Annotated in this window: 27 protein-coding genes; 15 read left to right on the top strand and 12 right to left on the bottom strand. The window is 57.9% G+C overall.

All coding sequences use genetic code 11. The annotated features are described in order from the left end of the window. Nucleotides 1–3: 3 nt before the first annotated feature. Entirely contained in the window at nt 4–1248 is a 1245-nt protein-coding gene (locus ACR0ES_RS14570; protein ID WP_480774112.1) for a flagellar hook-length control protein FliK, read from the bottom strand. A gap of 110 nt (nt 1249–1358) precedes the next feature. Here ACR0ES_RS14570 and ACR0ES_RS14565 point away from each other — a divergent pair, with 110 nt between their 5' ends. From ACR0ES_RS14565 to ACR0ES_RS14540, 6 genes are all read left to right on the top strand, one after another. Beyond that, the gene (locus ACR0ES_RS14565; RefSeq protein WP_480871145.1) at nt 1359–1634 is read left to right on the top strand and encodes a rod-binding protein; all 276 of its coding nucleotides are present in this window, start codon (nt 1359–1361) and stop codon (nt 1632–1634) included. Then, nucleotides 1624–1983: a flagellar biosynthesis protein FlgN gene (locus tag ACR0ES_RS14560; RefSeq protein WP_480871143.1), complete on the top strand. Its 360-nt coding sequence runs from the start codon at nt 1624–1626 to the stop codon at nt 1981–1983. Before ACR0ES_RS14565 ends, ACR0ES_RS14560 begins: the two co-directional genes overlap by 11 nt. A gap of 208 nt (nt 1984–2191) precedes the next feature. Then, nucleotides 2192–3403, top strand: coding sequence for a flagellin N-terminal helical domain-containing protein (locus tag ACR0ES_RS14555; RefSeq protein ID WP_209505009.1), 1212 nt, complete (start codon nt 2192–2194; stop codon nt 3401–3403). A 77-nt stretch (nt 3404–3480) separates the two neighbouring features. Then, nucleotides 3481–3855: a flagellar biosynthesis regulator FlaF gene (flaF, locus tag ACR0ES_RS14550; protein WP_267366590.1), complete on the top strand. Its 375-nt coding sequence runs from the start codon at nt 3481–3483 to the stop codon at nt 3853–3855. Further along, on the top strand, nt 3855–4256 hold the full coding sequence (gene flbT / locus ACR0ES_RS14545; protein ID WP_480871141.1) for a flagellar biosynthesis repressor FlbT: 402 nt from the start codon (nt 3855–3857) through the stop codon (nt 4254–4256). The genes flaF and flbT overlap by 1 nt, the downstream gene beginning before the upstream one ends. Further along, complete coding sequence (locus ACR0ES_RS14540; protein WP_480871139.1) at nt 4253–5047, top strand: DUF1217 domain-containing protein; 795 nt, start codon at nt 4253–4255, stop codon at nt 5045–5047. The genes flbT and ACR0ES_RS14540 overlap by 4 nt, the downstream gene beginning before the upstream one ends. A gap of 75 nt (nt 5048–5122) precedes the next feature. Here ACR0ES_RS14540 and ACR0ES_RS14535 read toward each other — a convergent pair whose 3' ends face one another. The 3 genes from ACR0ES_RS14535 to ACR0ES_RS14525 form a co-directional block, all read right to left on the bottom strand. Further along, nucleotides 5123–6697, bottom strand: a complete 1575-nt coding sequence (locus tag ACR0ES_RS14535; RefSeq protein WP_480774109.1) for a DUF427 domain-containing protein — start codon at nt 6695–6697, stop codon at nt 5123–5125. A gap of 104 nt (nt 6698–6801) precedes the next feature. Beyond that, complete coding sequence (locus ACR0ES_RS14530; protein ID WP_267365085.1) at nt 6802–7503, bottom strand: winged helix-turn-helix domain-containing protein; 702 nt, start codon at nt 7501–7503, stop codon at nt 6802–6804. Then, nucleotides 7475–7762, bottom strand: coding sequence for a hypothetical protein (locus tag ACR0ES_RS14525; RefSeq protein ID WP_480774108.1), 288 nt, complete (start codon nt 7760–7762; stop codon nt 7475–7477). Before ACR0ES_RS14525 ends, ACR0ES_RS14530 begins: the two co-directional genes overlap by 29 nt. Before the next feature lie 176 nt (nt 7763–7938). On the opposite strand from ACR0ES_RS14525, the gene ACR0ES_RS14520 reads away from it, so the two are divergent. From ACR0ES_RS14520 to ACR0ES_RS14505, 4 genes are all read left to right on the top strand, one after another. Next, on the top strand, nt 7939–8397 hold the full coding sequence (locus tag ACR0ES_RS14520; RefSeq protein WP_480488575.1) for a hypothetical protein: 459 nt from the start codon (nt 7939–7941) through the stop codon (nt 8395–8397). A gap of 110 nt (nt 8398–8507) precedes the next feature. Further along, entirely contained in the window at nt 8508–9125 is a 618-nt protein-coding gene (locus tag ACR0ES_RS14515; protein ID WP_480506604.1) for a ribonuclease HII, read from the top strand. A gap of 107 nt (nt 9126–9232) precedes the next feature. After that, nucleotides 9233–10336 carry a DNA methyltransferase gene (locus tag ACR0ES_RS14510; RefSeq protein ID WP_480484129.1) on the top strand — a complete coding sequence of 368 codons (1104 nt, stop codon included), beginning with the start codon at nt 9233–9235 and terminating at the stop codon, nt 10334–10336. Between the two features lie 139 nt (nt 10337–10475). Further along, nucleotides 10476–11858 (top strand): adenylate/guanylate cyclase domain-containing protein, encoded by a 1383-nt coding sequence (locus ACR0ES_RS14505; protein ID WP_480871137.1) that lies wholly within the window; start codon nt 10476–10478, stop codon nt 11856–11858. A gap of 68 nt (nt 11859–11926) precedes the next feature. On the opposite strand, the gene ACR0ES_RS14500 is transcribed toward ACR0ES_RS14505, so the two are convergent. Both ACR0ES_RS14500 and mutY read right to left on the bottom strand, forming a co-directional pair. Then, nucleotides 11927–13063, bottom strand: a complete 1137-nt coding sequence (locus tag ACR0ES_RS14500) for an alkane 1-monooxygenase (protein WP_480871135.1) — start codon at nt 13061–13063, stop codon at nt 11927–11929. Nucleotides 13064–13124: 61 nt separating this feature from the next. Further along, nucleotides 13125–14180 (bottom strand): A/G-specific adenine glycosylase, encoded by a 1056-nt coding sequence (gene mutY, locus ACR0ES_RS14495; protein WP_480871133.1) that lies wholly within the window; start codon nt 14178–14180, stop codon nt 13125–13127. 81 nt (nt 14181–14261) lie between these two features. Here mutY and ACR0ES_RS14490 point away from each other — a divergent pair, with 81 nt between their 5' ends. Both ACR0ES_RS14490 and ACR0ES_RS14485 read left to right on the top strand, forming a co-directional pair. Then, on the top strand, nt 14262–14768 hold the full coding sequence (locus ACR0ES_RS14490) for a DUF721 domain-containing protein (RefSeq protein WP_480539642.1): 507 nt from the start codon (nt 14262–14264) through the stop codon (nt 14766–14768). A gap of 13 nt (nt 14769–14781) precedes the next feature. Next, entirely contained in the window at nt 14782–15444 is a 663-nt protein-coding gene (locus ACR0ES_RS14485; RefSeq protein ID WP_480506435.1) for a DsbA family protein, read from the top strand. A gap of 37 nt (nt 15445–15481) precedes the next feature. Here the strand turns inward: ACR0ES_RS14485 and lpxK are convergent, their stop codons facing one another. The 5 genes from lpxK to ACR0ES_RS14460 all read right to left on the bottom strand — a co-directional run bounded on the left by lpxK (nt 15482) and on the right by ACR0ES_RS14460 (nt 21521). Further along, a complete protein-coding gene (lpxK, locus tag ACR0ES_RS14480) occupies nt 15482–16483 on the bottom strand; it encodes a tetraacyldisaccharide 4'-kinase (RefSeq protein WP_480506434.1) in 1002 nt (333 codons plus the stop codon). Continuing rightward, complete coding sequence (locus ACR0ES_RS14475; RefSeq protein ID WP_480774103.1) at nt 16470–17708, bottom strand: 3-deoxy-D-manno-octulosonic acid transferase; 1239 nt, start codon at nt 17706–17708, stop codon at nt 16470–16472. The genes lpxK and ACR0ES_RS14475 overlap by 14 nt, the downstream gene beginning before the upstream one ends. Then, nucleotides 17705–18505 carry an inositol monophosphatase family protein gene (locus ACR0ES_RS14470; protein WP_480774102.1) on the bottom strand — a complete coding sequence of 267 codons (801 nt, stop codon included), beginning with the start codon at nt 18503–18505 and terminating at the stop codon, nt 17705–17707. The genes ACR0ES_RS14475 and ACR0ES_RS14470 overlap by 4 nt, the downstream gene beginning before the upstream one ends. Next, complete coding sequence (locus tag ACR0ES_RS14465; RefSeq protein ID WP_480871131.1) at nt 18492–19838, bottom strand: TldD/PmbA family protein; 1347 nt, start codon at nt 19836–19838, stop codon at nt 18492–18494. The genes ACR0ES_RS14470 and ACR0ES_RS14465 overlap by 14 nt, the downstream gene beginning before the upstream one ends. 168 nt (nt 19839–20006) lie before the next feature. Continuing rightward, nucleotides 20007–21521: a DUF2125 domain-containing protein gene (locus ACR0ES_RS14460; protein WP_480871129.1), complete on the bottom strand. Its 1515-nt coding sequence runs from the start codon at nt 21519–21521 to the stop codon at nt 20007–20009. 140 nt (nt 21522–21661) lie between these two features. Between ACR0ES_RS14460 and ACR0ES_RS14455 the strand changes: the two genes are divergently transcribed. The 3 genes from ACR0ES_RS14455 to ACR0ES_RS14445 are packed head-to-tail and all read left to right on the top strand — an operon-like array spanning nt 21662 to nt 23744. Further along, the gene (locus ACR0ES_RS14455; RefSeq protein WP_480539630.1) at nt 21662–22405 is read left to right on the top strand and encodes an SDR family oxidoreductase; all 744 of its coding nucleotides are present in this window, start codon (nt 21662–21664) and stop codon (nt 22403–22405) included. Beyond that, nucleotides 22402–23010 (top strand): enoyl-CoA hydratase/isomerase family protein, encoded by a 609-nt coding sequence (locus ACR0ES_RS14450; RefSeq protein WP_480871126.1) that lies wholly within the window; start codon nt 22402–22404, stop codon nt 23008–23010. Before ACR0ES_RS14455 ends, ACR0ES_RS14450 begins: the two co-directional genes overlap by 4 nt. Then, a complete protein-coding gene (locus ACR0ES_RS14445) occupies nt 23007–23744 on the top strand; it encodes a VOC family protein (protein WP_480871124.1) in 738 nt (245 codons plus the stop codon). Before ACR0ES_RS14450 ends, ACR0ES_RS14445 begins: the two co-directional genes overlap by 4 nt. On the opposite strand, the gene ACR0ES_RS14440 is transcribed toward ACR0ES_RS14445, so the two are convergent. Beyond that, entirely contained in the window at nt 23745–24041 is a 297-nt protein-coding gene (locus ACR0ES_RS14440) for an HNH endonuclease (protein WP_480588317.1), read from the bottom strand. Between the last annotated feature and the right edge of the window lie 11 nt (nt 24042–24052).

The raw sequence follows: 24052 nt of genomic DNA, 5'->3' as shown, positions 1-24052 counted from the left end.
TTTTCAATATCTCATATCGATGCCCCTGACCGGAGCAGGAGTTTGTGGAAGCGGCGTGGCTTGCGCGAGGTGTACGTTCTGAACCGGTTCGGATTCCGGTGCGGCCTGAGCGTCGAATTCATCTGTCCACTGATCCCGTGCACCTGAATCCGACGGAGTCCCCAGATCGATGTTCAGGTTCCCATAGCCCAGTTTCTGAAACTCCTCCGTAAGAACGGACAGGTGGCGGCGCAAAAGTTCCATCGTGTCCGGGCGTTCGGTGGCGATTGTCATCTGGAGCCCGTCATCCCGACCGTTCAGCACAATGGATACGCGCCCCAATTCTTCGGGGCTTAGCGAGATTTCCATGATGCCGGTTCCCGGTCGGGTCTGAATCGTTGCCGCCAATTGCCCGGCTATGGCACGGGCAATTTCAGCACGGGCGAACGGAGAGGGCATCGCCGAGTGTTGTGCCACCTCGCGGGGGGCTTGCTGAACGGGTTCGTCTAAGGCGATGGGCACAGAGTCAACCTCATGAACCGGTGCCGCCTGTTCCGCTTCGATTGAGTTGAGGATCAGCTGAAGCTGCGCAACGGGTGTCGCGCGGTTTGGACTTGTCGGATTGGGCGTGGCAGCGACTTCCGCTGTCTCGGGCGCCGTCTTTGCGCTTTCAAGGAGGGGTTCGGCTTTCAACCCGGCTGTCTGGTCCTTTGATCGGGTTGGCTGGCTCAGCACAGGCAAAGCCTCTGAGGGTTTTTGGGCTGGCGTGACCTGGGTCGAAGCGGTGTGAACCTGCTCTTCGATTGGTTGCCCGGGCACAAAGGGTTGAATGTCGGTCTGACGGGGCAAACCCATTGACGCAACGGTTTGTTCCGGTTCTGTCGTACCCGTTGCGGGGATATCCGCTGCGGCAGGAACAAACGGCGCGGGATGCACTGTATCTGCCCCAGGCGTTTCGGATGTCCCGGCCATCTCGGTCTGCGACGAAATGTTGTTTGCCAACTCTGGTGCCCGAGGTGAAATCGCCTCGACAGATGCCTCAGCCGTGTTTGACAGAACGGCCTCAACCTCAATCTCGGCAGTTTCGTCGGTGGTTTCGATAGAAGTGGCCAAAGCCGTGGTGCCGGGGAGAGGATGTGTTTGGTTTCCCTGTTCAAGGATGTCCTCGAAACTGTCCGACCCGGCAGTACGACCCGGATCTTTGGCGGGCGAACTGGGTTTCGCAGTTGCTGTTGGCGCTGCGGCTGCCAGCGTTAGTGGGTTGGGCATTTTGCTCTGGCTCCGTGTGATTGATCAGAACTCTGCCCGCAGGAAGTTACGTTTATTTTAACCGCTTTCACCTTTGATCGAGAAAGTTCGAAGCATTTTCGGAGAAAACCATGCACGTCTCAGCAATTCCCCAGGTGGCTCAAACGCCATTGGCCCAGACACGACTGAAAGACGCGGCCATCGAGTTGGAGGCCGCATTCCTCAGCGAAATGATGAAGTCGGCCGGATTGGGCAAAACGCGCCAGTCTTTTGGAGGAGGAGCCGGTGAAGATCAGTTTTCTTCGTTTCTTGTTCAGCATCAGGCACGCGAACTGGCCCGGGCTGGCGGGGTGGGTTTGTCAGAAATTCTGCTGAAATCACTGATGGAGAAAACCGATGACGTCTGAGGTCGACATGGCACTGATCAAATCTCTGGAAGAAGTTTTGGATCTGGAGCGTGCCGCGCTTGTCCAGGGTGATCTGGATCGTCTGACGCATATGGTGCCCGAAAAAGAAAAACTGATCGGCGCGCTCAACGACCTTCAGGTGCTTGACAGTGATGCATTGGTTCGAGTGCAGCAGAAAGTCGAACGCAACCAGGCATTGCTGAACAGTGCCGCCGAGGGGATTCGGGCCGTCGCCAGCCGCATGGCTGAACTGCGGCGGGTTCGGCAGGAGTTCAGTACTTACGGCGCTGATGGGCAACGAAGTGAGTTTCCCGTTCGTAACACGCCAAAGCTGGAAAAACGCGCATAGGCCTGGGTTTAATTCAAATCTGAAACTTCTGGTCCGGGCGTTTTAGCACTCCGTTAGGGGATCGGGCTCAAAAGTGATGCTGCACCTGAAACATCAGGTGGCGCGAACAGCCACGCGGCGCGTCGCACAAGTCAGAAAGACACAAATGCCCGCAGATACTGTGGGGTGAACATGGGCGAAAATGGCCCGAAGGCAAAAGGAAAAAGCTATGTCCAGCATTCTGACAAACAATGGCGCGATGGTGGCGCTGCAAACTCTCAAGTCGGTCAACAAGAACTTGGCAATGACCCAGAACGCGATTTCGACCGGTAAGGACGTCGCGACTGCCAAGGATAACTCGGCGGTTTGGGCGATCTCGAAAGTGATGGAGTCCGACGTTAAGGGCTTTAACGCGATCAAAGACAGCCTCGCGCTGGGCGAATCGACTGTTGCGGTTGCGCGAAATGCGTCTGAAACTGTCACCGACCTGTTGACTCAGATGAAAAGCAAGATCGTCGCGGCGCAGGAAGACAACGTTGATCGCGGTAAGATCAATGACGATGTGACCGCACTGAAGGATCAGATCGCATCGGTTGTCAGCGCGGCCCAGTTCAACGGTCTGAACCTTGTTGACGGCTCGACCGGCTCTGCATCGATCCTCGCATCGCTGGATCGGGACAACACCGGGGCGGTGACTGCGTCGTCAATCTCAGTCTCGGGGCAGAACCTGTCGACCGGTGGATATGTCACCAAACAGGTTTTCGACGGCTCTACCGGCGCATCGACCGGCAATGACCGCGTGGGGGCAACCATTGACAATGGTGCAACGGCCGCGACGGCGTTGGTGACCGATGAATCCAGCGGTGCTTTCGCGGCCGGAGATAAGGTTGTCGTCGCCATTAACGATCAGGTTGTTTCCTATACCGTTTCCGCGGAAGACGCTGCCGCGACGACGACCGGTGACCTTGTTGCTGTCGGATTGAAATCGAAGATCGAAGAGCTGGGAATTACCGGTCTGACTGTCGATTACGACTCCGGCACTGCGGGTACGTTGTCGGTTACAAACGGCACAGGATCTGACATCTCGTTCTCGGCTCAGTTCGTGAATGCGGGTGCCGGTGGTTTGGGCGCGCTGGCAGGTATTGATGTGTCGACAGGTGCGGGGGCGACCGCTGCGTTGGCGGCTGTCGAATCGCTTATCGACACGTCGATTGATGCCTCGGCCGCCTTTGGCTCGGCGCAGGGTCGTATCGAGACCCAGAAAGAGTTCATTTCGAATCTCTCTGACTCGTTCAAATCCGGTATCGGTGCGCTGGTCGACGCTGACATGGAAGAAACCTCGGCGCGTTTGCAGGCCCTTCAGGTGCAGCAGCAGCTGGCAACCCAGTCGCTTTCGATCGCCAACCAGGCGCCGCAGTCGATCCTGTCGCTGTTCCGCTAATACGCAACGCGGTCCGGGGCGCGGTTTTCGCGCCCCGGTCGTGACTATCTGACGACGGCTTTTTGGAAGGATTTCAAGTGACCCCGCAAACCCTCGCTCAATACACCTATGCGCAAGCCGCCGCGCCGACGCGAACGCCCCGTGACACTGAATATGAGGCAATTTCCAGAATTACACGGCGTCTCAAGGCGGCCACGGCGCGCAAGGCAACGGATTTCTCGGCGTTTGTTCAGGCCGTGCACGAGAACCGCCGGTTATGGGGGGTGTTGGCGACAGGTGTCGCGGATTCGGCAAACGCTTTGCCGAACGATATTCGCGCCAGGATTTTCTACCTTGCCGAGTTTACGGAACTGCACAGCAGCCGCATTTTGGCGGACGGCGCGTCCATCGAACCATTGCTTGAAATAAACACAGCGATTTTGCGCGGATTGCGCCAGATGAGGGCAACCTGATGAGCGGGCTGGTTTTGAAACTCGCCCCGAAGGAAAGGGTGCTGATCAATGGTGTTGTGATCGAAAACGGCGACCGCCGTGGCCGGTTTTCGATCATGACGCCGCAGGCCAATGTCCTGCGGCTGCGCGATGCGATACACCCGGATGAAGTAAATACTCCGGTGCGCCGTGTCTGCTATGCCGCACAGCTTGTTCTGTCCGGAGACATGGATCCGGCTCGGGCACGTCAACATCTGTTGCGCAGCGTCGAAGAGCTGAGCCAGGTTTTTACAGATACAGACAGCCGCCGTGTATTGTCCGAGGTGACAGATGCGTTGGTGGCCGAGCAATATTATAAATGCCTCAAATCACTTCGCTCGCTTCTTCCGCGCGAAGAACGGTTGATGGCCTATCAGCAATGAGCTTTCAACCTGTCATTCCGACTGGCGGAATCGTCGGCTGGCGGTTTCTGCAACGTACTTATCAAGGTCAGTTTCAAAGCTTCTCGTCTTCGGCAGTGAATGAGAGGGAGACAAGGTACTTCCTGGACAACATTGGGAAAGTGAAGACCGCCGAACAGTTGGTTTCGGACCGCAGATTGTTGCAGGTCGCTTTGGGTGCCTTTGGGCTGGAAGGGGATGTGGATAACCGGTTCTTTATCCGGAAAATCCTGGAGGATGGAACACGGGCGGATGACGCTTTGTCCAATCGTTTGGCGGATAAACGGTACCGGGAATTTTCAGATGCTTTCGGGTTTGGGCCAGGGGCTGTTCGAAAAACGGTGCTGGTAACCAATATGGAAAAGATAGCTCAGGCCAATCTGTCTGCGCGGTTTGAGGTTGCGGTCGGACAGTCGGATGAGACGATGCGCATTTCGCTTTATGCCCAGCGCGAGCTGTCTGACCTGGCGAAAAGCGGAAGCAGTAGAGATACGAAATGGTTCGATCTTATGGGATTGCCACCGTTGCGCAAAATGATGGAAACGGCGCTTGGGCTACCGCCATCATTCGCCCAACTGGATATCGACAAGCAATTGGTCGAGTTCAAAAGCCGGCTATTCCGTCTGACTGGATCGGATGATCTGGCACAGTTTTCCGACCAGAAGGCGGTTGAGAAACTGACCGACACCTATCTGGCCAGAAGTCAAATCGCGGGTCTTCAGAGTACGATTTCGCCAGCGCAGACCGCTTTGATCTTGCTTGGGGCTGTGTAATCAGAAGACGCGGGCAAAAGCCCGGGTCGCAATCTAGTACCCGACATCCCTCGTTTGACCTGCACAAACCAAAAGTTAACCGTTCAAAATCTCGTCGGCTGTGGTTTGCAATGCGTAGCATATAACGGGTCGAGTCACGTTGTGCAGGTTGACCGCGCCCAATGGTAAGGCGTTGGAACAAGCAGGCTCAATATCTTCGGACACGACTATGCGATGGCCTTCGGTTTTCCCATATTCGCCCAACCGCGCTGCTATGTTGGCCGCTTGTCCAATAACCGTAAAATCAAGTCGTTCACGAGAGCCCACATTGCCATAGGTGACGCGCCCATAAGCCACGCCAATAGAACAGTCGCAATGTATGCCGGTACCTGCTTTGCGCAACTCTCCCAACGTTTCGACGATTTTGATTGCCGAGCGCTGGGCGTTGGCACGGGCCGCGCTTGCGTTTTCATCGGCTGCCGGGAATACCGCCAGAACAGCGTCACCAATGAATTTCAGAACTTCGCCTTCGTTTTCGTGAACGATACCCGAGACGGTTTCAAAGAACTCGTTCAAAACACTGATATATGTGCCCCGCCCCAGTTTCTCTTCGAGGCTTGTCGAGTTGCGGAGGTCACAGAACATGATTGCAGCGTCGATTTCATCCCCGTCACCGCGCCGGATCTCGCCCCCTAGAACGCGTGCGCCAGAGCGTTTTCCAACATATGTTTCCAGCAAAACCTGCGCATTCTCGCGTTGCATGAACACTTCGTAAAAGCGGGCGATTACCGAAGAGCATTCGAATACAAGACCCAGATTCTCGGTGGTGAACCCGTTGGGATGGTCACAGGTCAGGGTCAGAACGTTGGTCCGACCGTCAGAGAAGGGCAACGGCATCGCGACATAGTCGGTGGCACCCTTTGCCCGCAACTCCTCCATGATTGGGAAGCTGTTATGCGGGTTATCGTCGTTCAGTCTTTGCCGTACGCCGCCCAACCCGTTCGAGACATGGCGCAACGGGCTGTTGATGAAAGCCGGGTGATCATAGATTTCGTAGGTCGGGGCGCGGGTCAGAATCTCGTCCTGATCCTTTTCCCAGATGTAGTGTTTGCCCGCGATCAGGGGGTGCAAGGACCATGCCAGAATGCTCAGCCGCTGGATGGCGATGCCGTGCTCCAGCATCTTCTCGGCCAATGCCTTGGTAAAGCTTTCGGGCGTGGTCGCGGCGGAAGCACCGCGCATCAGCCAGTCGATCAGTGGTCCGCTGATATTGCCGTCGTCAGGCTCGCGCAGGCGATTGTTGCCCAGGTCAATCCGGGTGTAGGCGCCGGACACAAACCCGATACAGCCCCGGATGTCAGCGCTTTCCGGCAGGGCTTGTTCATAAGCCCAGACGGAATTGGTCAGAGGCCCCGAGGCCAGCTGGATGTCGTGGTAAGTGGCGGTGCCTTTGAACGGGCAGAATGTTTGCAGGTCTGTTTCTTCGCTCAGATCCACACATACATCTGCGCGGGGAACGTAAATCGTTGGCGGCAAACGCGTTTCATACATCACCTTTGCGTTTGTGCTTTCAGCCAGAAGAATGTCGTTCCGGTAAATGGCAATCCTGCCTTCCAGCGGCTCAACTGAGATTCCATATCCATTCATCTGTGGCGCGGCGTGGACGTTCATAAGCGACCTCCTCTGCCTGGGGTTTGTTTAGAATGGGGCTTTCCACCTGACATTCCAAGAGGCTGCAACGGGAATTTACCGGGCGCGAGCGACGCGCCAAAACGTCAGACCATTTGAATGACGTCCTTCTCGATCGACAGCATATACCCCTTCTTGGCAATATTCTTGACCAGCAGTTCGCTGACCATCTGGTTGCCAAGCGCGTCGCGCAACCGCTTGATCCGTGTTGCGCCCGCGGCTTCGTCACAATCGGCGGCATCGCGACCGGAGATCATGGCCTCGATCTGGGCGCCGGACAATACCTCGTCATCCAACCGGGATTCCGCCAGAATCGACAAGGTTTCCATCGCGGCGGGCGTCAGTTTGAAATCCATGTTGTTAAGGTAGACAGTGTTTTCTTCGCGACTGATCAGCAGCGACGTTACCTGAATGCCGGTACGTTCGATCTGTGCCATGCGCCGGTTCAACAAGACCAGCATCACCAAAAAGACCAGTGCCGAGATCATCATCGCACTGGCAAAAACCAGCAGCACATAGATTACCATCCGGTAACTGGACAGGGTGTCAGCAAAGGCGGTGCCAGACTGGGCCAGAATTTCAAGCAGGCGAATCTCGGTCTGTGACGTCAGATCGGCCTCGACAAACAGCCGCTCGACACGTGCGTTGAACGCATTTGCGTCCGGCAAGGTCCAGAACAGGAAAACGGCAGCGGTGATCAGAATGACGACAATGGCCGCGATGCCCAGCACAACCAGACGGACACCCGACCGGCGTGCATCAGAAACGGAGATAGAATTGTCCGGCATTGCCTTTCCTCTGATCCAACCCTTCCGGCCCGAAAACGGACTGCACTTCAAGCAAGGTCCAACCTGACGCGTTCAGGCGCTGGGCGATATCTGCCCGGGCCTGCCCCTTGTCGCAACTTGTGACCTGCATGACGCCGTAATGCAAACGCAGCGGGTTGTCCTTCTTGGCTTTGTAGTCCGCATAACAATCTGCCGCTGTCGCAGCAGAACCAAGCGATAACAGGGCCGCAAAGGTCAGAGAAGAGAGGATCTGTTTCATAGGCCGCATCCTGCGCATGAGTTGCCGCGATATTCAATAACCCAAGGGGTTTGCTGCCCCTGATATCCGATAACACCGGGCCGTTATTGCTTGTCTTGGGCAGGTGCCCCCACTTTCAGGGCAATCAGCACGCGGTCCGTCATACGGTCGCACGAACATCCGAAAGGACAGGCATCATGCATAAGAAATTCATCGCTTTGATCATTGCGACCGCGGTTGCGATTACCGGTGTGTCGGCTTCTCAGGCGAAGGCGGCCGACGCAAAGGACATTCTTGGGGGGCTGGCGGCCATCGCTATTATCGGTGCCGGCGTTCATTACTATAACAAGGAAAAGAAAAAGGATCGGGCGACGCGTCAACAGACCTATACCCATACACCACATGTGACGCAGCCGGTGCGTCCGTTGCCGCCGCATGTGGCGCGTTACGACCTGCCCCAGCGCTGCCTGCGCACCTATGATGGGTATTCGCAGGACCATCCGCTGCTTGGGCCGAAATGCCTCGAGAAACATTACAAACATGCCAATAGCCTGCCGCAAGAGTGCAAGGTCGGTTTCTGGAATGGCAAAAAGGTCAGGCGGGCCTATGAACCTGCATGCCTGCGCCAGAAGGGATACCGCGTCGTTTATCAGTAGTTCGGGTTGAGCAGGAACGGCGCCAAAGAAGTGCCGTGAGAGAGAGGGTGGTGTGCGCCGCCCTCTCTTTTCTTCTTGCGGTGCTACGCGAAACGCGGTTTGCCAAGGGCATGACAATGCCAAACTTCGAACTTGAGCAGGCGCTGCTGGACATGGGCCACATCCGTATCGCCGGTGTGGATGAGGTCGGGCGCGGCCCATTGGCCGGGCCGGTTGTGGCTGCCGCCGTGATTCTGAACCCGAAGCACTTTCCTGACGGGTTGAATGACTCAAAAAAGCTGACCGCAAAACGCCGGGCCGTGCTGGACGCCGAGATTCGGGACACTGCTGAGTTCGCGGTGGCCGAAGCCTCTGTCGCCGAAATTGATGAGGTCAATATCCTGAGGGCGTCGCACTTGGCGATGATGCGCGCGGTGGAGGCGTTGACCCCGGCACCTGATTTCCTGTTGATCGACGGCAACCTGATTCCGCAGGGTCTGAGATTTCCGTCACAGGCCGTTGTGAAGGGCGATGCACGATCGGTGTCGATCGCGGCTGCTTCGATCTTGGCGAAAAACTGGCGCGATCAGGTGATGGTGGATTTAGCGCAACAGCACCCGGGTTATGGGTGGGAAACCAACGCAGGCTATCCGTCAAAACAACACAAGGAAGCGCTGCGAAATCTTGGCGTGACCCCACACCATAGGCGTTCATTCAAACCGGTGCACAACATCTTGTATCAAGAGTAAATCGTAAGCTGCTGATTCAAAAAAGAATTTGACGGCGAATCGACTTTGACTCATCCTTGTCTCAACCAAATGAGCGCAAAAGCGCCGTGGACACTTGAGGCAGTGATATGACAACAACCACCAAAAAGGGCGCAAGAGCGCTCCCTTTAAACACGATTCTATCCGGGGACTGCATCGATGTGATGAACAGTCTGCCCGAGGCGTCAGTGGATCTGATTTTTGCGGACCCGCCGTATAACCTGCAATTGAAAGGTCAGTTGCATCGTCCGGATAATTCGCAGGTCGATGCGGTGGATGATCACTGGGATCAGTTCGCAAGCTTCGGGGCGTATGACCAGTTTACGCGCGAATGGCTGAAGGCGGCGCATCGTCTGCTGAAACCCAATGGTGCGATCTGGGTGATCGGGTCTTATCACAACATTTTCCGCGTGGGGTCAGCGCTGCAGGACGCCGGATACTGGATACTGAACGACGTCGTGTGGCGTAAGTCGAACCCGATGCCGAATTTCCGCGGCAAGCGGTTCACCAATGCGCATGAAACGATGATATGGGCGTCCAAGCGCGAAGGCGCGAAATACACCTTCAACTATGAGGCGCTGAAAGCTCTGAACGAAGGTGTGCAGATGCGCAGCGACTGGGTGCTGCCGATCTGCACCGGGCATGAGCGGCTCAAGGATGAAAATGGTGACAAGGCGCATCCGACGCAAAAACCGGAATCGCTTTTGCACCGCGTGCTGGTCGGCTCGACCAACCCCGGCGATGTGGTGCTGGACCCGTTCTTTGGCACCGGCACCACCGGGGCCGTCGCCAAGATGTTGGGGCGCGAATTCATTGGTATCGAGCGAGAGGAAAGCTATCGCAAGGTGGCTGAGAAACGCATCGCCAAGGTCCGCAAATTCGACCGCGAGGCGCTGGAGGTCAGCGCAAGCAAACGTGCCGAGCCACGCGTGCCATTCGGCCAGCTGGTCGAACGCGGGATGTTGCGCCCGGGTGAAGAGCTTTATTCCATGAACCAGCGCCACAAGGCAAAGGTGCGTGCGGATGGAACGCTGGTGGGTGACAATGTCAAAGGGTCAATCCATCAGGTCGGCGCGCATCTGGAAAACGCCCCGTCCTGCAACGGCTGGACATACTGGTGCTTCAAGCGGGACGGCAAGACCGTACCGATTGACATCTTGCGGCAACAGATCCGCGCAGAGATGCACAACTGAATTCACGAACACCGCCGGTGCCTGTGGCCTGACACATGGCACTATGCCTTGCCCCGCCGATCAACCGGCGGGGTCTTTTGTTTTGCCTTCAACAGTGATTGCATAAGGCTGCCTAGCCTCCGCAAGAAAGACCACGGCCATGACCGAAACGACCGCACAGCCCCGCCGAAGCCTGTTTTTCACCCAGCCCGATGCGTTTGATCTGGACAACAAATATACCGAGGCCGCGTTGGAACGGCACAAGCGCGAGGGTCTGGAACTGGCTGTGCGTGCGCGATGGGTAGCGATGGCGCTGACTGCGGTGCTGCTGGTTTTCCTGAACCCGCAATGGGAGGTGCTTTGGTATCACTTCATTCTGCTGCTGATCTGCGGCAACGGGTGGTTGATCCGCCGTGCAGGTCGTGTCGGGCAATCGCGGGGCGAGTTGTTTTTGATTTTCGTCGACCTGCTGATCATGACGCTTGGGATGATCGTACCAAATCCCTTCAGCGATGATGTCAGGCCATTGGCCATGCAATACCGGTTCGACAACTTTCAGTACTTCTTCATCATTCTGGCGGCAGGCACATTGGCCTATTCTTGGCGGACCGTGATCGCCATCGGGACCTGGACGGCGATGATGTGGACGATCGGGTGGATCGTTGCCTGGTGGGTCGCAACGCCCATTCCCGGGATCAGCGAAAAAGTTGCGACTGCTTTGCAAGGCTACCCGGATGTTGCCGAGCTTCTGGATCCGAACAGTTTCATGGCGCCTCAGCGCATCCAGCAGGTGATCGTTTTCATGATGGTGGCCGTGACTTTGGGCCTTTCGATGCAGCGGCTGAACCGGCTATTGATGAGCAATGCAGGGCTGGAACGGGAACGGGCCAACCTGTCACGCTATTTCTCGCCCAACGTGGTGGAGGAGCTGAGCCAGAATGACGAGCCGCTGAAACAGGTCCGAAAAGAGAATGTGGCCGTTCTGTTCATCGACATCGTCGGGTTTACAAAATACGCCGCCGGGCGCGACCCCTATGACGTAATCGAAGTGCTGCGGGGCTTTCACGCCCGCATGGAAACCGAAGTTTTTCGCCACCACGGAACCCTGGACAAGTATTTGGGGGATGGCCTGATGGCGACCTTTGGCACCCCGGTGCCCACACCGCTGGACGCAAGCAATGCGCTGGGATGCGCACGCGCGATGGTCAGCGTGATTGATCGATGGAATCTGGACCGCCGCCGGGTGGGAGAGCCTGAAATCCATGTCGGGATCGGGGTGCACTATGGCTCGGTCGTGCTGGGAGACATTGGCGCGAACCGGCTTGAATTTGCTGTCATCGGGAATGCCGTCAATGTCGCGGCCAAGTTCGAGGCGCTGACGCGTGATTTGCAGGCGCGTATCGTGGTCAGCGATGCCGTGCGCGCGCGGATCGCAGAGGAAAACCAGTCTGCGTCTGTCGCCATGACTGGCTTTACAGAGCTTACCGATCAATCTGTGCGCGGCGTGGAAACACCGATGGATATCTGGGTGATGAAAGGCTGAAGACCTTACACCTCGCCAGAACAGTACCCAAAGCGCCGGGCCTGATGCGCCCGCCCGGCGCGCATCGTTTACGCATCAGGTACCGGGTTCAGGGCCTTGTTATAGGCGTGCCAATCGGTGATCTCGGGGTAGTACTGGCGCCGCCATTCCCTGACCCGCGGGTTCATAACCCGTCGCCACAGCGGTGGGATCATCGCAGCCACAGTCATGACGGGATAGCCATAGGGCAGTTGCGGTGCCGTTTCGGGCGTGTGGTGTTGAAGCAGCGGGAACCGGCGGTTTGGCTTGTAGTGGTGATCCGAATGGCGCTGAAGATTGATCAGCAACCAGTTTGAAGCCTTTTGCGAGGCGTTCCAGGAATGCCGGGGCAGGACGTGCTCATACCGCCCGTCGCCCAGATATTTCCGGGTCAACCCGTAATGTTCAACGTAGTTGACCAGTTCCAGCTGCCAGATCGCGACCCCGGCCTGCAAGAGAAAAAGGGCCAGACCGGACCATCCTCCGATCAGGGCCGCCAGTGCCAGCATCCCCCCTTGCAACGCCCAATACCGCCAGAACGGGTTGGAGCGGTCGGTCCAGGGGCGGTCCTTGCGGGCCAGTTTTCCGCGCTCGGCGTTGAAGGCCGAGATCAGACTTTGCCGCAACACCCTAGGGTAAAAGCGGTGAAACCCTTCGTTGTATCGCGCCGTCACCGGATCGCGTGGCGTTCCCACATGACGGTGATGGACCAGCAGATGCTCGGACCGGAAATGAGAATAGAGCACCATGGCAAGAAGGATATCGCCCAGCCAGCGTTCCCAACGGCTTTTCTGATGCATCAGCTCGTGGCTGTAATTGATACCGACCGTACCCGTGATAACACCCATGCCAAAGAACAGGCCGATTTTCTCAGGCGTCGAAAGCTGACTGCCGTGGCTCGCGTACCAGATCAGGCCAAACAGGGTAAGGAACTGAAGGGGTGCCCAAAGCTTGGTCAGCAGGATATACCGTTGCAGAGCATCGTCTGGCGTCTCAGGGTCCGCATTTCCCACGTTGAGCCCGGTGATCCGGTCCAGCACGGCAAAGACCCACCAGGTCGAGATCGGGATCAGCAGAACCCACCATCCGCCCGCGAAAGCAGTGAACCAGATCAGTGGGATCAACAGAAGGGACACCCAGAAGGGTGATGCCGGTTGCCAGCGTGCCAACGAGACTGTTGCGCTCATCTCTGGTGCTCCTACTAGATGGGGACAGCCTAGCCGCGAGGCCAGGGAATGCACAGCGGTGTTATTGCCCTTTCCACAGATCATAGGCTTTGCGCATCACCGTGGGCAGGTCGCTGGGTTTGAAGCTGTGCTTTCCCACTGCGATCAGATGATCGGGAACATCTTGACCGGTGGTTTCTGCGGTCCAGATTCTTAAAATCAGATGAAAATGCGTAAAAGTGTGGCGCACCTCGCCCGGCACCATCTTCCAATCTGCCGCAAGCGGGGGGTGCTCGACCGGATCGTCAGCCCATTCCGATCCGGGCCAGCCCAGCATTCCGCCCAGCAAACCTTTGTCCGGTCGGCGCTCCAGCAGCAAGGCCCCATCTGGCATGCGCGCGATGTAAACGTGACCGTGACGGGTGGGTTTGGGCTTTTTCGGTCTTTTTCGGGGAAGATCAGCCTGTGTTCCCGCAAGCTGCGCTTGGCATGGATCGCGCAGCGGGCAGATGCCACATGCCGGGGATTTCGGCGTGCAGATCGTGGCCCCCAGATCCATGACTGCCTGTGCGTAGTCACCGGGCCGAGAAGAGGGTGTCAGCGCTGAAGCTTTTTCCTTCAGCAGGGGTTTCGAGCCGGGCAGCGGCGCATCAATGTCGTAAAATCGGGCCATGACGCGTTCGACATTGCCATCCAGAACTGTTTCAGGCTGATCAAAGGCAATGGCCGAGATTGCCGCAGCTGTATAAGGGCCGATTCCGGGTAACTTCAGCAGCGCATCATAAGTTTCGGGGAACTGACCATTGTGATCCCGCGTCACAACGCGGGCGCACTTCAAAAGGTTTCGCGCACGTGCGTAATACCCAAGGCCGGCCCATTCCCCCATGACCTGCTCATCCGGCGCGGCGGCCAACGCCTGAACCGTAGGCCAACGTGTCACGAAGCGCAGAAAGTAATCCCGCACCGCTGCTACAGTCGTCTGTTGCAACATCACTTCGGATAACCAGATCCGATAAGGGTCAGGGCGCACCCCGGCGGCGCGCTCTGCCGGTCCTGTGCGCCATGGCATGGCGCGAGCGTTGTGGTCATACCACTCCAGAAGCGCAGCGCTGACGGTGAATTCAAAGGAATCACGCAAGTTTTATTCGTCTCCCTGTCAGGTTTCGCTGGCACCCGGTGTTCTGCCTATTACAATAGCGGTGCAGGAGTTGGAAACCAGATGCAACGCAGACGTTCGTCAACCCGCGGGTTCAAGCGCACCGCGTCTTTGCTGAATGACCAGATCAGGCGCGCCGGGGAAAGCCGGGGCTTTGCTGTGTCACGTCTGTTGACCCATTGGGCCGAGATCGTGGGTCAGGATACCGCCGCTATCGCGCGCCCAGTCAGTGTCGGCTATGGCAAAGGTGGTTTCGGCGCGACCCTGACCGTTCTGACCACAGGTCCGCAGGCCCCGATGCTGGAAATGCAGAAGGAACAGCTGCGTGGTAAAGTGAACGCGGTTTACGGTTACAATGCCATTAGCCGTGTCCGCATTACTCAGACCGCTCCGACCGGATTTGCCGAGGGGCAGGCCAGTTTCGACCATAAACCGAAGCAAGCAAAACCCGAGATTGCACCTGAAATTGCTGCCGAGGCAGACAAAGTGTCACGCAGTGTAAATGATGAAGAATTGCGCGCGGCCCTTGAACGTCTTGGGCGCAACGTTTTATCCAAACAGAAACGCTGAGAAAGGGCTGAGAATGAGCCGTATTGCAACCGTAATCTGTGCGGCCGTCGCCGTGGCCGCAGGCGGCTATTGGGTGTCGCTGTCAAATTCCAACACAAGTTTTCCGCTGGTCAGCGCCGCCGAGGCGCAAGAGGCGGACCTGGATACATCCACCATCATTGACATGGTTCAGGGCGCCGAGGGCGCGCCTGTCGAAATCATCGAATACGCATCCTACACCTGCCCGCATTGCGCGAATTTCCACAAGAGCGCGTATAAACAGCTCAAGAAGGATTTCATTGATACTGGTAAGGTCAAGTTCACCTATCGTGAGGTCTATTTTGATCGCTATGGTCTGTGGGCGTCAATGGTGGCCCGCTGCGCCGGTCCCGAGAAATTCTTTGGCATCACCGATCTGATCTATGAAGGTCAGTCAGAATGGACGCGCGCAGGAGGTCCGGCCGAGATCGTCGATGAACTGCGCAAGATCGGTCGTCTGGCAGGTATCGATGGCGACCAGCTTGAGGCCTGTTTGCAGGATGGCACCAAGGCGCGGACATTGGCCGCGTGGTATCAGGAAAACGCTGAACGCGATGGAATTCAGGCAACCCCGTCCTTCATCGTGAACGGCAAGAAAGTCGACAATCAGTCCTACGCGGATTTCAAAAAGCTGATCGAAGCAGAGCTCGGCAGCTGACTCGACCCCAGCTGGCCCCGCCGGGGGCCAGCCTGAGTTACTTTGGTGAAGGGGCGGCTTTCAAAAGCATGTCCCTGACCCTGTCGGCATCTGAAATTTGAAGCCGAACCGGCAAAGTGATCACCTTGCTTCGGAAAGCGGGGGGCAGGCGAACGGCGTCTTTTTCGGTGGTGACCATCTGAGCGTCCAGCAAACGCGCCTCGTTTTCCAGTCGGGTCATCAGGGCTTGTGTCAACGGCTGGTGATCGTCCAACGCCTCGGCCCGTACCAGATCCACACCCAGCCGTCGCAGGGTTTGGAAGAACTTTTCGGGATAGCCGATGCCTGCGAACGCCAACGCACGCGTTTCTGACCAATCCATACCGGTTTGCAGGGGTTCGACTGCCCCGGTGACATGAGGAACGGTCAACCGGCCTTTCCAGTTGTTGGCAAATACCTTTTGTGCCGCCTCTTCCCCCAAGGACAGTACAAGATCGGCCCGTTGCAGGCCGGTATCGACGGGCTCTCGCAGTGGACCGGCTGGCAGGCATAAGCCGTTTCCAAATCCGCGCTGGGCGTCCACAACGATAATCGAGAAATCCTTGGCGACCGAAGGGTTCTGAAAGCCATCATCCAGAACGATCACTGTTGCCCCCGCTGCGGCCGCTGCACGCGCGCCCGCCGCCCGATCCTTGGCAACCCAGACCTCGGCAAACATCGCCAGCAACAGCGGCTCGTCCCCCACCTCGGCGGCGGAGTGCCTGCCCGGATCGACCTGCACCGGGCCTTCCAGTGACCCGCCATGTCCTCGTGTCACGACATGGGGCTTGTGCCAGGCATTACCCAGTTGTTCGAGGGTCCAGATCACGGTGGGCGTTTTCCCGGTTCCTCCTGCATTCAGATTGCCGATGCAGATCACGGGCACACCGGGATTTTCCCCTGATTTCGAGGCAATCCTGCGGGCCGTCGCCGCAGCATAAAGGCGGCCCAGCGGGGCCAGAAGCCGCGCCCTCAGATCCGGCTGGTCCGGAGGACTGTTCCAGAAATCAGGTGCCCGCATGATCTGCGCTCCGCTGGTCCAGAATATCCTGCACCATTTCGATGAGGGTGTCTGCCTGCGGCGCACCTTCGGTGATTATCTGCCATCCAGCCAAAGCCATGTCAGCGGCGCGGTCTGGTGCCAGAAGCTGTACGACGGCATCGCCCAACTCGGTTGCTGACTTGACCTCATTGGCTGCCCCTGCCTGTTGAAGGTGGGCGTAAAGCTCGTGATGGCGATGCACAAATGGTCCAGAAATTATGGCCGACCCCAGCGCGATTGCGTCGGACGGGTCCTGACCACCAGCGCCGCGTTCCAGTGAACTGGCCATGAACGTCACTGCCGACACCCGGTGCCACAACCCCAGATTTTCGGGGTCGGCAGTCAGAACGACCTGCGTGCTGTCTTCGATCAAGCCACCATCGTCCCAGTTGACACAGCGTAAATCCATCGTCTCCAGCCGCCGTTTTAGGGGGGCAGCCTCGTGAACGTCGGCGACGTGAAGTACCAGAACCAGCCGGTGCAACAGGCGCAATGCCTGACGATGTGCTGTCAGAACCGAAATGAACTCTTTGTCCTGCACCCAGGCAGCCAGCCAAACAGGCCGCCCTGCCAGCGTGTGGTTGGTTTCGATCAGCTCGTCTTCTGGCCAAGGTCTTGGATTTGGGCTGATGCGCAAAGGTGGCGATTCTTCGACTGTTGAAAACGGGATGCCAAGTCTCCGGATGTGCCGGGCGGTTTCAGAATTTGCAGTCAGTATCTTGCGAAAGCAGCTAAAGGTCACTCTGGTTATGTCTGGCAGCCAGCGCGCGTTCCTGGACAGTGCAACGGTAAATTGGGCGTCGAACAACACCAAGGGTACGGCCTGTTCATCGGCTCGGGTTATGATGTTGGGCATCAGATCACCACCGACCCAAATCCCGATACCTGGGCGCCAATATTCGATAAAGTCACGCGCGGCCCCGCTCTGTTCCTGAGGCAGGTTGATCAGGGGAAAACTGCATTCCGGCCAGGCAGACAGTTCCGCGTCCGGCGGGGCGGTCAGTAGAAAGTGCAGCTCGGATCGGGACTGAAGCAACCGGCGGCAAAAATCACTCACCGCCCGCAGGCGGTCTGGCGTGGCGACGTGCATCCACACGACCTCGCCTTCGGGGCGTGGCAGGTCGGTTTTTACACCAACGCCGTTCCGCATTCTCCAGGACAGCACCCGATAAGCGGCAAGGCTTAATGAGCGCGGTTTGCTCATGCGCCGATTCCGGGCCCGATCGGGTCCAGCTGAGCCCACAGTTGCCCGTGGATCGCGGTGCTGGCGGCGATTACGCCATTCAGCCTGGGGTGGGCATTGTTGAAGATCAGCGGTTGACCCAAACGGTCTGAACAGACGCCGCCTGCCTCTCGGATGATCAGATCGCCAGCGGCAATATCCCATTCCCAGCTGGGGCGAAGGGTCAGCATGGCATCGAACCGCCCCTGCGCGACCAGAGCCATGCGATAGGCAAGCGAGGGTCGATATGCGCGGTGGAAGGCTGGAACATTCTGATTGCGCCAGTGCTGTGCGTCCAGATTTGGTTTGGCGGCCAGAACCTGAGATTGCAGTAGCTCAGGCGTTTTCGACGTCGTAATCTTTTGCCCGTTGAGAGTGGCGCCCTGACCCTGCGCCGCAGCATAAAGCAAGTCGCGCATCGGCAGGTAGATTACAGCGGCAGTCACAATGCCATCGACTGCAACGGCCAGCGAATGCGCCCAAGTGCGCGCGCCTTCGGTAAAGCTGCGGGTGCCGTCAATCGGATCAACGATAAAGGCGTTGCTGCGGTCCAAGCGCTCGGGCGAATCCTCGGATTCCTCGCTGAGCCAGCCATAGCCCGGTCGCGCAGCGCACAGCTTTTCTTCCAGCATCGCGTTGACGGCCAGATCGGCCTCGGTCACCGGACCGGCGCCACCGGGTTTGTCCCAACGCTGTGCTTGCGTCCCGGAATAGCGTGTAGCGATCTTGCCGGCCTCAATCGCGGCCTCAATCAGAAGGGGCAGATCAGTTGCCGGCAAGTGTCATTCCTTCGATCAACAGCGACGGGACCACGCGCGACAAATATCTGCGCGCGTCATTGGCGGGAATGATCCGCCGCAACATATCACGCAGATTACCTGCGATGGTGCATTCGTTGACAGGATGCGTGATCACACCGTTTTCGACCCAAAACCCTGATGCACCACGGGAATAGTCGCCTGTATTGGGGTTGATCGTCGATCCGATCATGGACGTGACCAGCAAACCGGTTCCCATATCGCGCAGCAGATCTTCGCGACTGCGGGTCCCTTGCGTCAGGCTCAGGTTCCAGTTGCTGGGCGAGGGTGGGCCGGACACCCCGCGCGCAGCGTTGCCTGTGGAGTCCATGCCCAGCTTGCGGCCACTCGACAGATCCAGCGTCCAGCCCGTCAGGACACCGTTTTCCACGATCACCCGGCGCTGCGTTGGCAGGCCTTCTGCATCAAATGGGCGCGAGCCTGAGATACGCGGGCGGTGCGGATCTTCGATCAGCGACAGATGCGCGGGCAGAACATCCTGCCCAAGACAATCCTTGAGCCAAGACGCGCCCCGCGCAATAGCGGCCCCATTGCTGGCGGCCAGAAGATGCCCGATCAGCGAAGACGAGATACGTTCATCAAACAACACCGGGAAACTGCCGGTCGCAGGTTTGCGCGCGCCAACCTGTTGCACAGCGCGTTCCCCTGCGGTGCGCCCAATCTCAGCCGCGTCGCGCAGGTCGGATTGAAACGTCCGGCTGTCACCGTCATAGTCGCGCTCCATCCCGGTGCCTTCACCCGAGATCGCAACGCATGAGATGGATCGGCTGCTGCGCTCATACCCACCGGAAAACCCGTTTGTAGCCGCCAGATGCACCCGGTGTGTTCCGTAGCTTGCAGCAGCATCCGACACCTGCGTGACGCCTTTTACCGCCAGTGCTGCGGCTTCGGCGGCCAGCGCATCCTGCATCAGGCTTTCCGCGGACGGGGCCGGGGCAGTGTCCAGCAATTCCAGTGACTGAATATCCCAGTCACTGGCCAGTTGGCTTTTGTCCGCCAGCCCGGAATAGGGGTCTTCGGGCGCTTCTTTTGCCATGGCCACGGCGCGTTCGACCATCGCCGCAAGGGTTTCCGGGCGGCTGTCAGAGCTGGACACAATGGCTGAGCGTTTACCCAGAAACACGCGCAAACCCAGATCAGCGCCTTCCGAGCGTTCCGCATGTTCCAGTGCGCCGCCCCGCACATCGACCGAGACCGAGGACCCTTCGAGAACGATGGCATCTGCTGCCTCTGCGCCTGCCCGGCGAGCAACATCGAGCAATTGTTGGCTGATTTCTTCTGGTGTGCGGGTCATGAGGTCTCCGGGTTGATTGCCAAGGACCTAGCCTCGCACTGCCCGCCCCGCAAGACCTGTGACCGGATTGGGCTGTGTGGATCGTGATTAATCCATGCCGCTACCAAGTTTTGCACAAGGTTCACAGGAATGGAAAGGGCCGCACTGCGCGGCCCTTTCAGATAGGTATCACTTGATACGCTGGCCATTCGCTAAAATCTGGCCGTCTTCGGTGAATTCGATGGTCGAGTTCAGGGTGTCAGGCTCATCGCCGGGGACAGCCATCAGACCCATCATCATCCGCGCGCCCAGCGCATCGTCATCCGAAATGAGGCCCATGCCGATCAGCGTATCGATCAGCTGATTGGCGCCAACAAGTTTCAGGTTCGCCACGCCGCTTGGGCTGGGCATTCCCCCAAACTCTTCTGTGTTCGAATTGTCGAAGGCGAAATCGCCATCACCTGTCAGTTTGGCACCAACCAACGAAACCAGAAGCTGGCTGATTTTCAGCGAATGCAGCTCGCCCGGAGCTTCGTCCGACTCAACGTCGATTTCTGGATCGAAGATGTTCATCAGAACTTTTGCCGTGCCGGTCGTGTCCAGCGCAATTGTCGCCGGATCGCGGGGCAGCGCGCCTGCCGGGTCAAAAATGCCCCACAGGACATCAGACATGGTGAAATCGGTCATGTTGAGGCCAAAGGCGAAGGGCTGTATTTCGTCCGATTGCTGGATCGGGAATTCGAAATTCAACCCTGCGCTGGCCATGGACAACTCGATCGGGAATGGCAGGTCTGCTGTTGTAACCGCCAGTTTGGTGCTGTTCTGCGCGATGTCATAGGCGATACGCTCGGCGTCGATGCTGGCGGCAAAGCGTCCACCCTCCGAGGTGCTGTTCATCGAGAACGCCTGGCCTTCGCTGGTCCCGCTCAGATCGGTGCTGCCGGATGCATAGGTAAACGTGCCATCAAAGGCGAAACCCGCTTGGTAAAACGCCTGCGGATCAGACATGTCAAAATCCAGCGGGATCACGTTTTCGCCTTCAAAGGCCAGTTGGCCCAGTTGGCCATTGATCAGCCCGCTTTCACCGTTTTCCGGATCCTGAAAGTTCAGGTCATAGGTCAGTGTATCGCTGTTGAATGTCTGGGTGATGCTTCGGTGTTCGCCGATTTGCATCCGCGACCGACCGGCCAGATCACCTGCCTCGACCGCGATGCTGAAAACCTCGTTCGGCAGCGGTTCGCCATCAACTTCAATCGAATCCAGCGCAATGCCCAGTTTGTCAGCAGTGTAGTCATAGGTCATGTCTTCGGGTGTACCCGAAACAACCATGTTCAGTTGGCTGTGCGAATAAATCACTTTGGCTGCAAACTCTTCATCATCGGCTTTTCCCGTGACATCCATGGGAAAGCTTTCGGGCAGTCCGATGGTAACGGTTCCGTCACCATTTTCGGTCAGCGTCATTTCAGGCATGACCATCTGGAACTGCCCGTCTTCTTCCGGAAAGGTCAAAGAAAGTGTCATGTTCGAAATAGTGGTGACGTCACCGGCGATGCTTTCGTCGCCTGTAACGGTGTAGCCCATTGAAGTGAAATAGCTTTGCCAGTCGGACCAGACATCATTTGCAGTAAGGTCGGCGAACGCGCCCTGGGTCGCAACTGCGTAAGCCAGAACAGCACCGCAGCTGCGGTGGAGGAAAACGGACATAAGGTAACCCTTCTTGATCAATTTGCGGCGCATGGTCGGGGTTGTGGCACCTATCGTCAAGGGGGCAAGGGCTGGACCATCTCCCCGTTTCCGCGTTACGGCTGTTGCCGGGATCGATAACAATGCGTGAGGAGAGGCGAATGCAGGGGAAAACAGTTCTGATAACCGGGGCCAGCCGTGGCATCGGGGCCGAAGCGGGGCGCGTTTTTGCCGCAGCCGGGGCCAATGTCGCATTAGTGGCCCGCAGCCGAAATCAGATTGATGCCTTGGCCGCTGAACTGGGTGATCAGGCCATCGCGCTGGCCTGCGATGTCAGCGATTTCGCGCAGGTCGAGCAGGCTGTGGCCACATGTGTGGATCGGTTCGGTGGGCTGGATGTTCTGATTGGCAATGCCGGTGTGATCGATCCAATCTTTCATCTTACAAACGCCGATCCTGAGGCCTGGAGCAAAGCCATCGATATCAACCTCAAAGGTGTTTTCTACGGGATGCGTGCGGCATTGCCGGTGATGCGGGCCGCCGGGGGCGGAAGCATTCTGACCGTCTCGTCCGGCGCGGCGTCCAACCCGGTTGAGGCGTGGAGCCATTATTGCGCGTCAAAGGCCGGGGCAAAAATGCTGACGGAATGCCTGCATCTGGAAGAAGCCCAACACGGTATTCGCGCCATGGGGCTGTCGCCGGGGACGGTTGCCACGGATATGCAGCGGTCCATCAAGGCAAGCGGCATCAATCCGGTCAGTCAACTGGACTGGGACGCGCATATTCCCGCAGACTGGCCTGCACGTGCCTTGTTGTGGATGTGTTCCAAGGACGCGGATGAGTATTTGGGAACGGAAATCTCGCTGCGTCTGGAAGACATCCGAAAAAGGGTCGGGTTGATATGATCGACCTGAGGAAAGAGGATGGCCTGTGGGTCGTTACGATCAACAATCCCGAAAAGGCAAACGCCCTGACCGGAGCGATGCTGAATGAACTGGTCGGGATTGCCGAGGCCGCAACCAGCGCGCGGGCGCTGATCCTGACGGGCGCGGGCAAAGTGTTCAGCGCGGGGGCCGATCTGGACGAGGCGCGCGCCGGTCTGGCCACCTCTGACGTCTGGGAAAGACTGTCCGGTGCCATCGCCGCATTGCCCTGTCTGACTATTGCCGCGTTGAACGGAACTTTGGCTGGCGGGGCCAATGGCATGGCTTTGGCCTGTGACCTTCGCATTGCGGTGCCAACAGCCAAGTTCTTCTATCCGGTGATGAAGCTGGGGTTCCTGCCACAACCGTCCGATCCGAAACGGCTGGCGGCTTTGGTGGGCCCGGCCAGAACCAAGTTGATCCTGATGGCAGGTCAGAGGATCACCGCGCAAGAGGCGTATGACTTTGGTCTGGTTGACCGGATCGTCGAGCCCGATCATCTGATGCAAACCGCGCGTGACTTTGTGGCAGACAGCGTGAACGCTGACCTCGTTGTCGCCAGGGATATCGCAAGGATGTGTTCATGAGGATTTCGGCCGTTCGGTTGCGGGTCGCTGACCCGGAAGGACTGGCCGTATTCTATCGCGACGTTCTGGGTATGCGGGTTGACCGGCAGGGATCAGGTTACCGCGTCGGCTACAATTCGGAAGATGCGGACCTTCTGCTGTTGCCGGGTGGTGGCGGATACACCCATGACCGGGGCCAAAGATATTGGAAGATCGGAATTACCGTTCCTGATGTCGATCTTGCGGCAGCGCATCTGCGCGCGCTGGGTACTGCGGTAAGCACGCCGAGCCAGTTTTTGGATATCGGGTATATGTGCCATCTGGCTGATCCCGAAGGGTTTGTCATCGAATTGCTGCAACATGATTTCGAAGGTAACAAACCGGCGCAGGCGGCGGACCGGGACGCTCCGATTGCGCAGGCCCGGATCGGTCAGATAACCCTTCGGACCGGTGATATCGCAGGTGAAGACGCGTTTTGGCGCGCGCAAGGTATGTCCTTGCTGTCGATGCAGGAGGTGGCCCCCCATGGCTTTGATCTGCATTTCTACGCCTTTACCGACGAAACCCCTCCAAACCCCGATTTGTGGGCCGTCGAGAATCGCGAATGGTTGTGGAAGCGACCGTATACGACATTGGAGTTCCAGCATCTTGCGGGTGCGCAGTTTGCGCCCGTACCGGATTACCAGGGAATAGAAGTCGAGGGGTTGGCCGCACCTTTGAAAGACGCCTTTGGCGATCCGGTCCTGCCTGGCTGATCACCTGTTGCGTCGCTTGCCCGGAACTTTCGACCGAAATCCAGGTGGGCGTTTACGCACCCAGATCAGGAATTTCTCAAGCCTGGGATGCGCGCGCAAGGCTGCGACCGTGTTGTAACTGCGCGCCAGTTCGGCCTCGGTCAGGGTGGCATGGACCTCTTTGTGGCAAATCTGGTGCAGAAGAACGGTGGGTCCGCCCTTGCCTCCTTTGAGTTTTGGGATCAGATGATGCAGGCTGCCACCCCCGCTGGGGATTGAGCGGTCGCAGAGCGGGCAGATCGGATCGGTGTTCGTCATAATGGTTTGAA

It is taken from the genome of Ruegeria sp. N7 (assembly GCF_056531345.1).
Note: the sequence above shows the minus strand (reverse complement) of the source record. Positions and strands in the feature narration are given on the sequence as shown.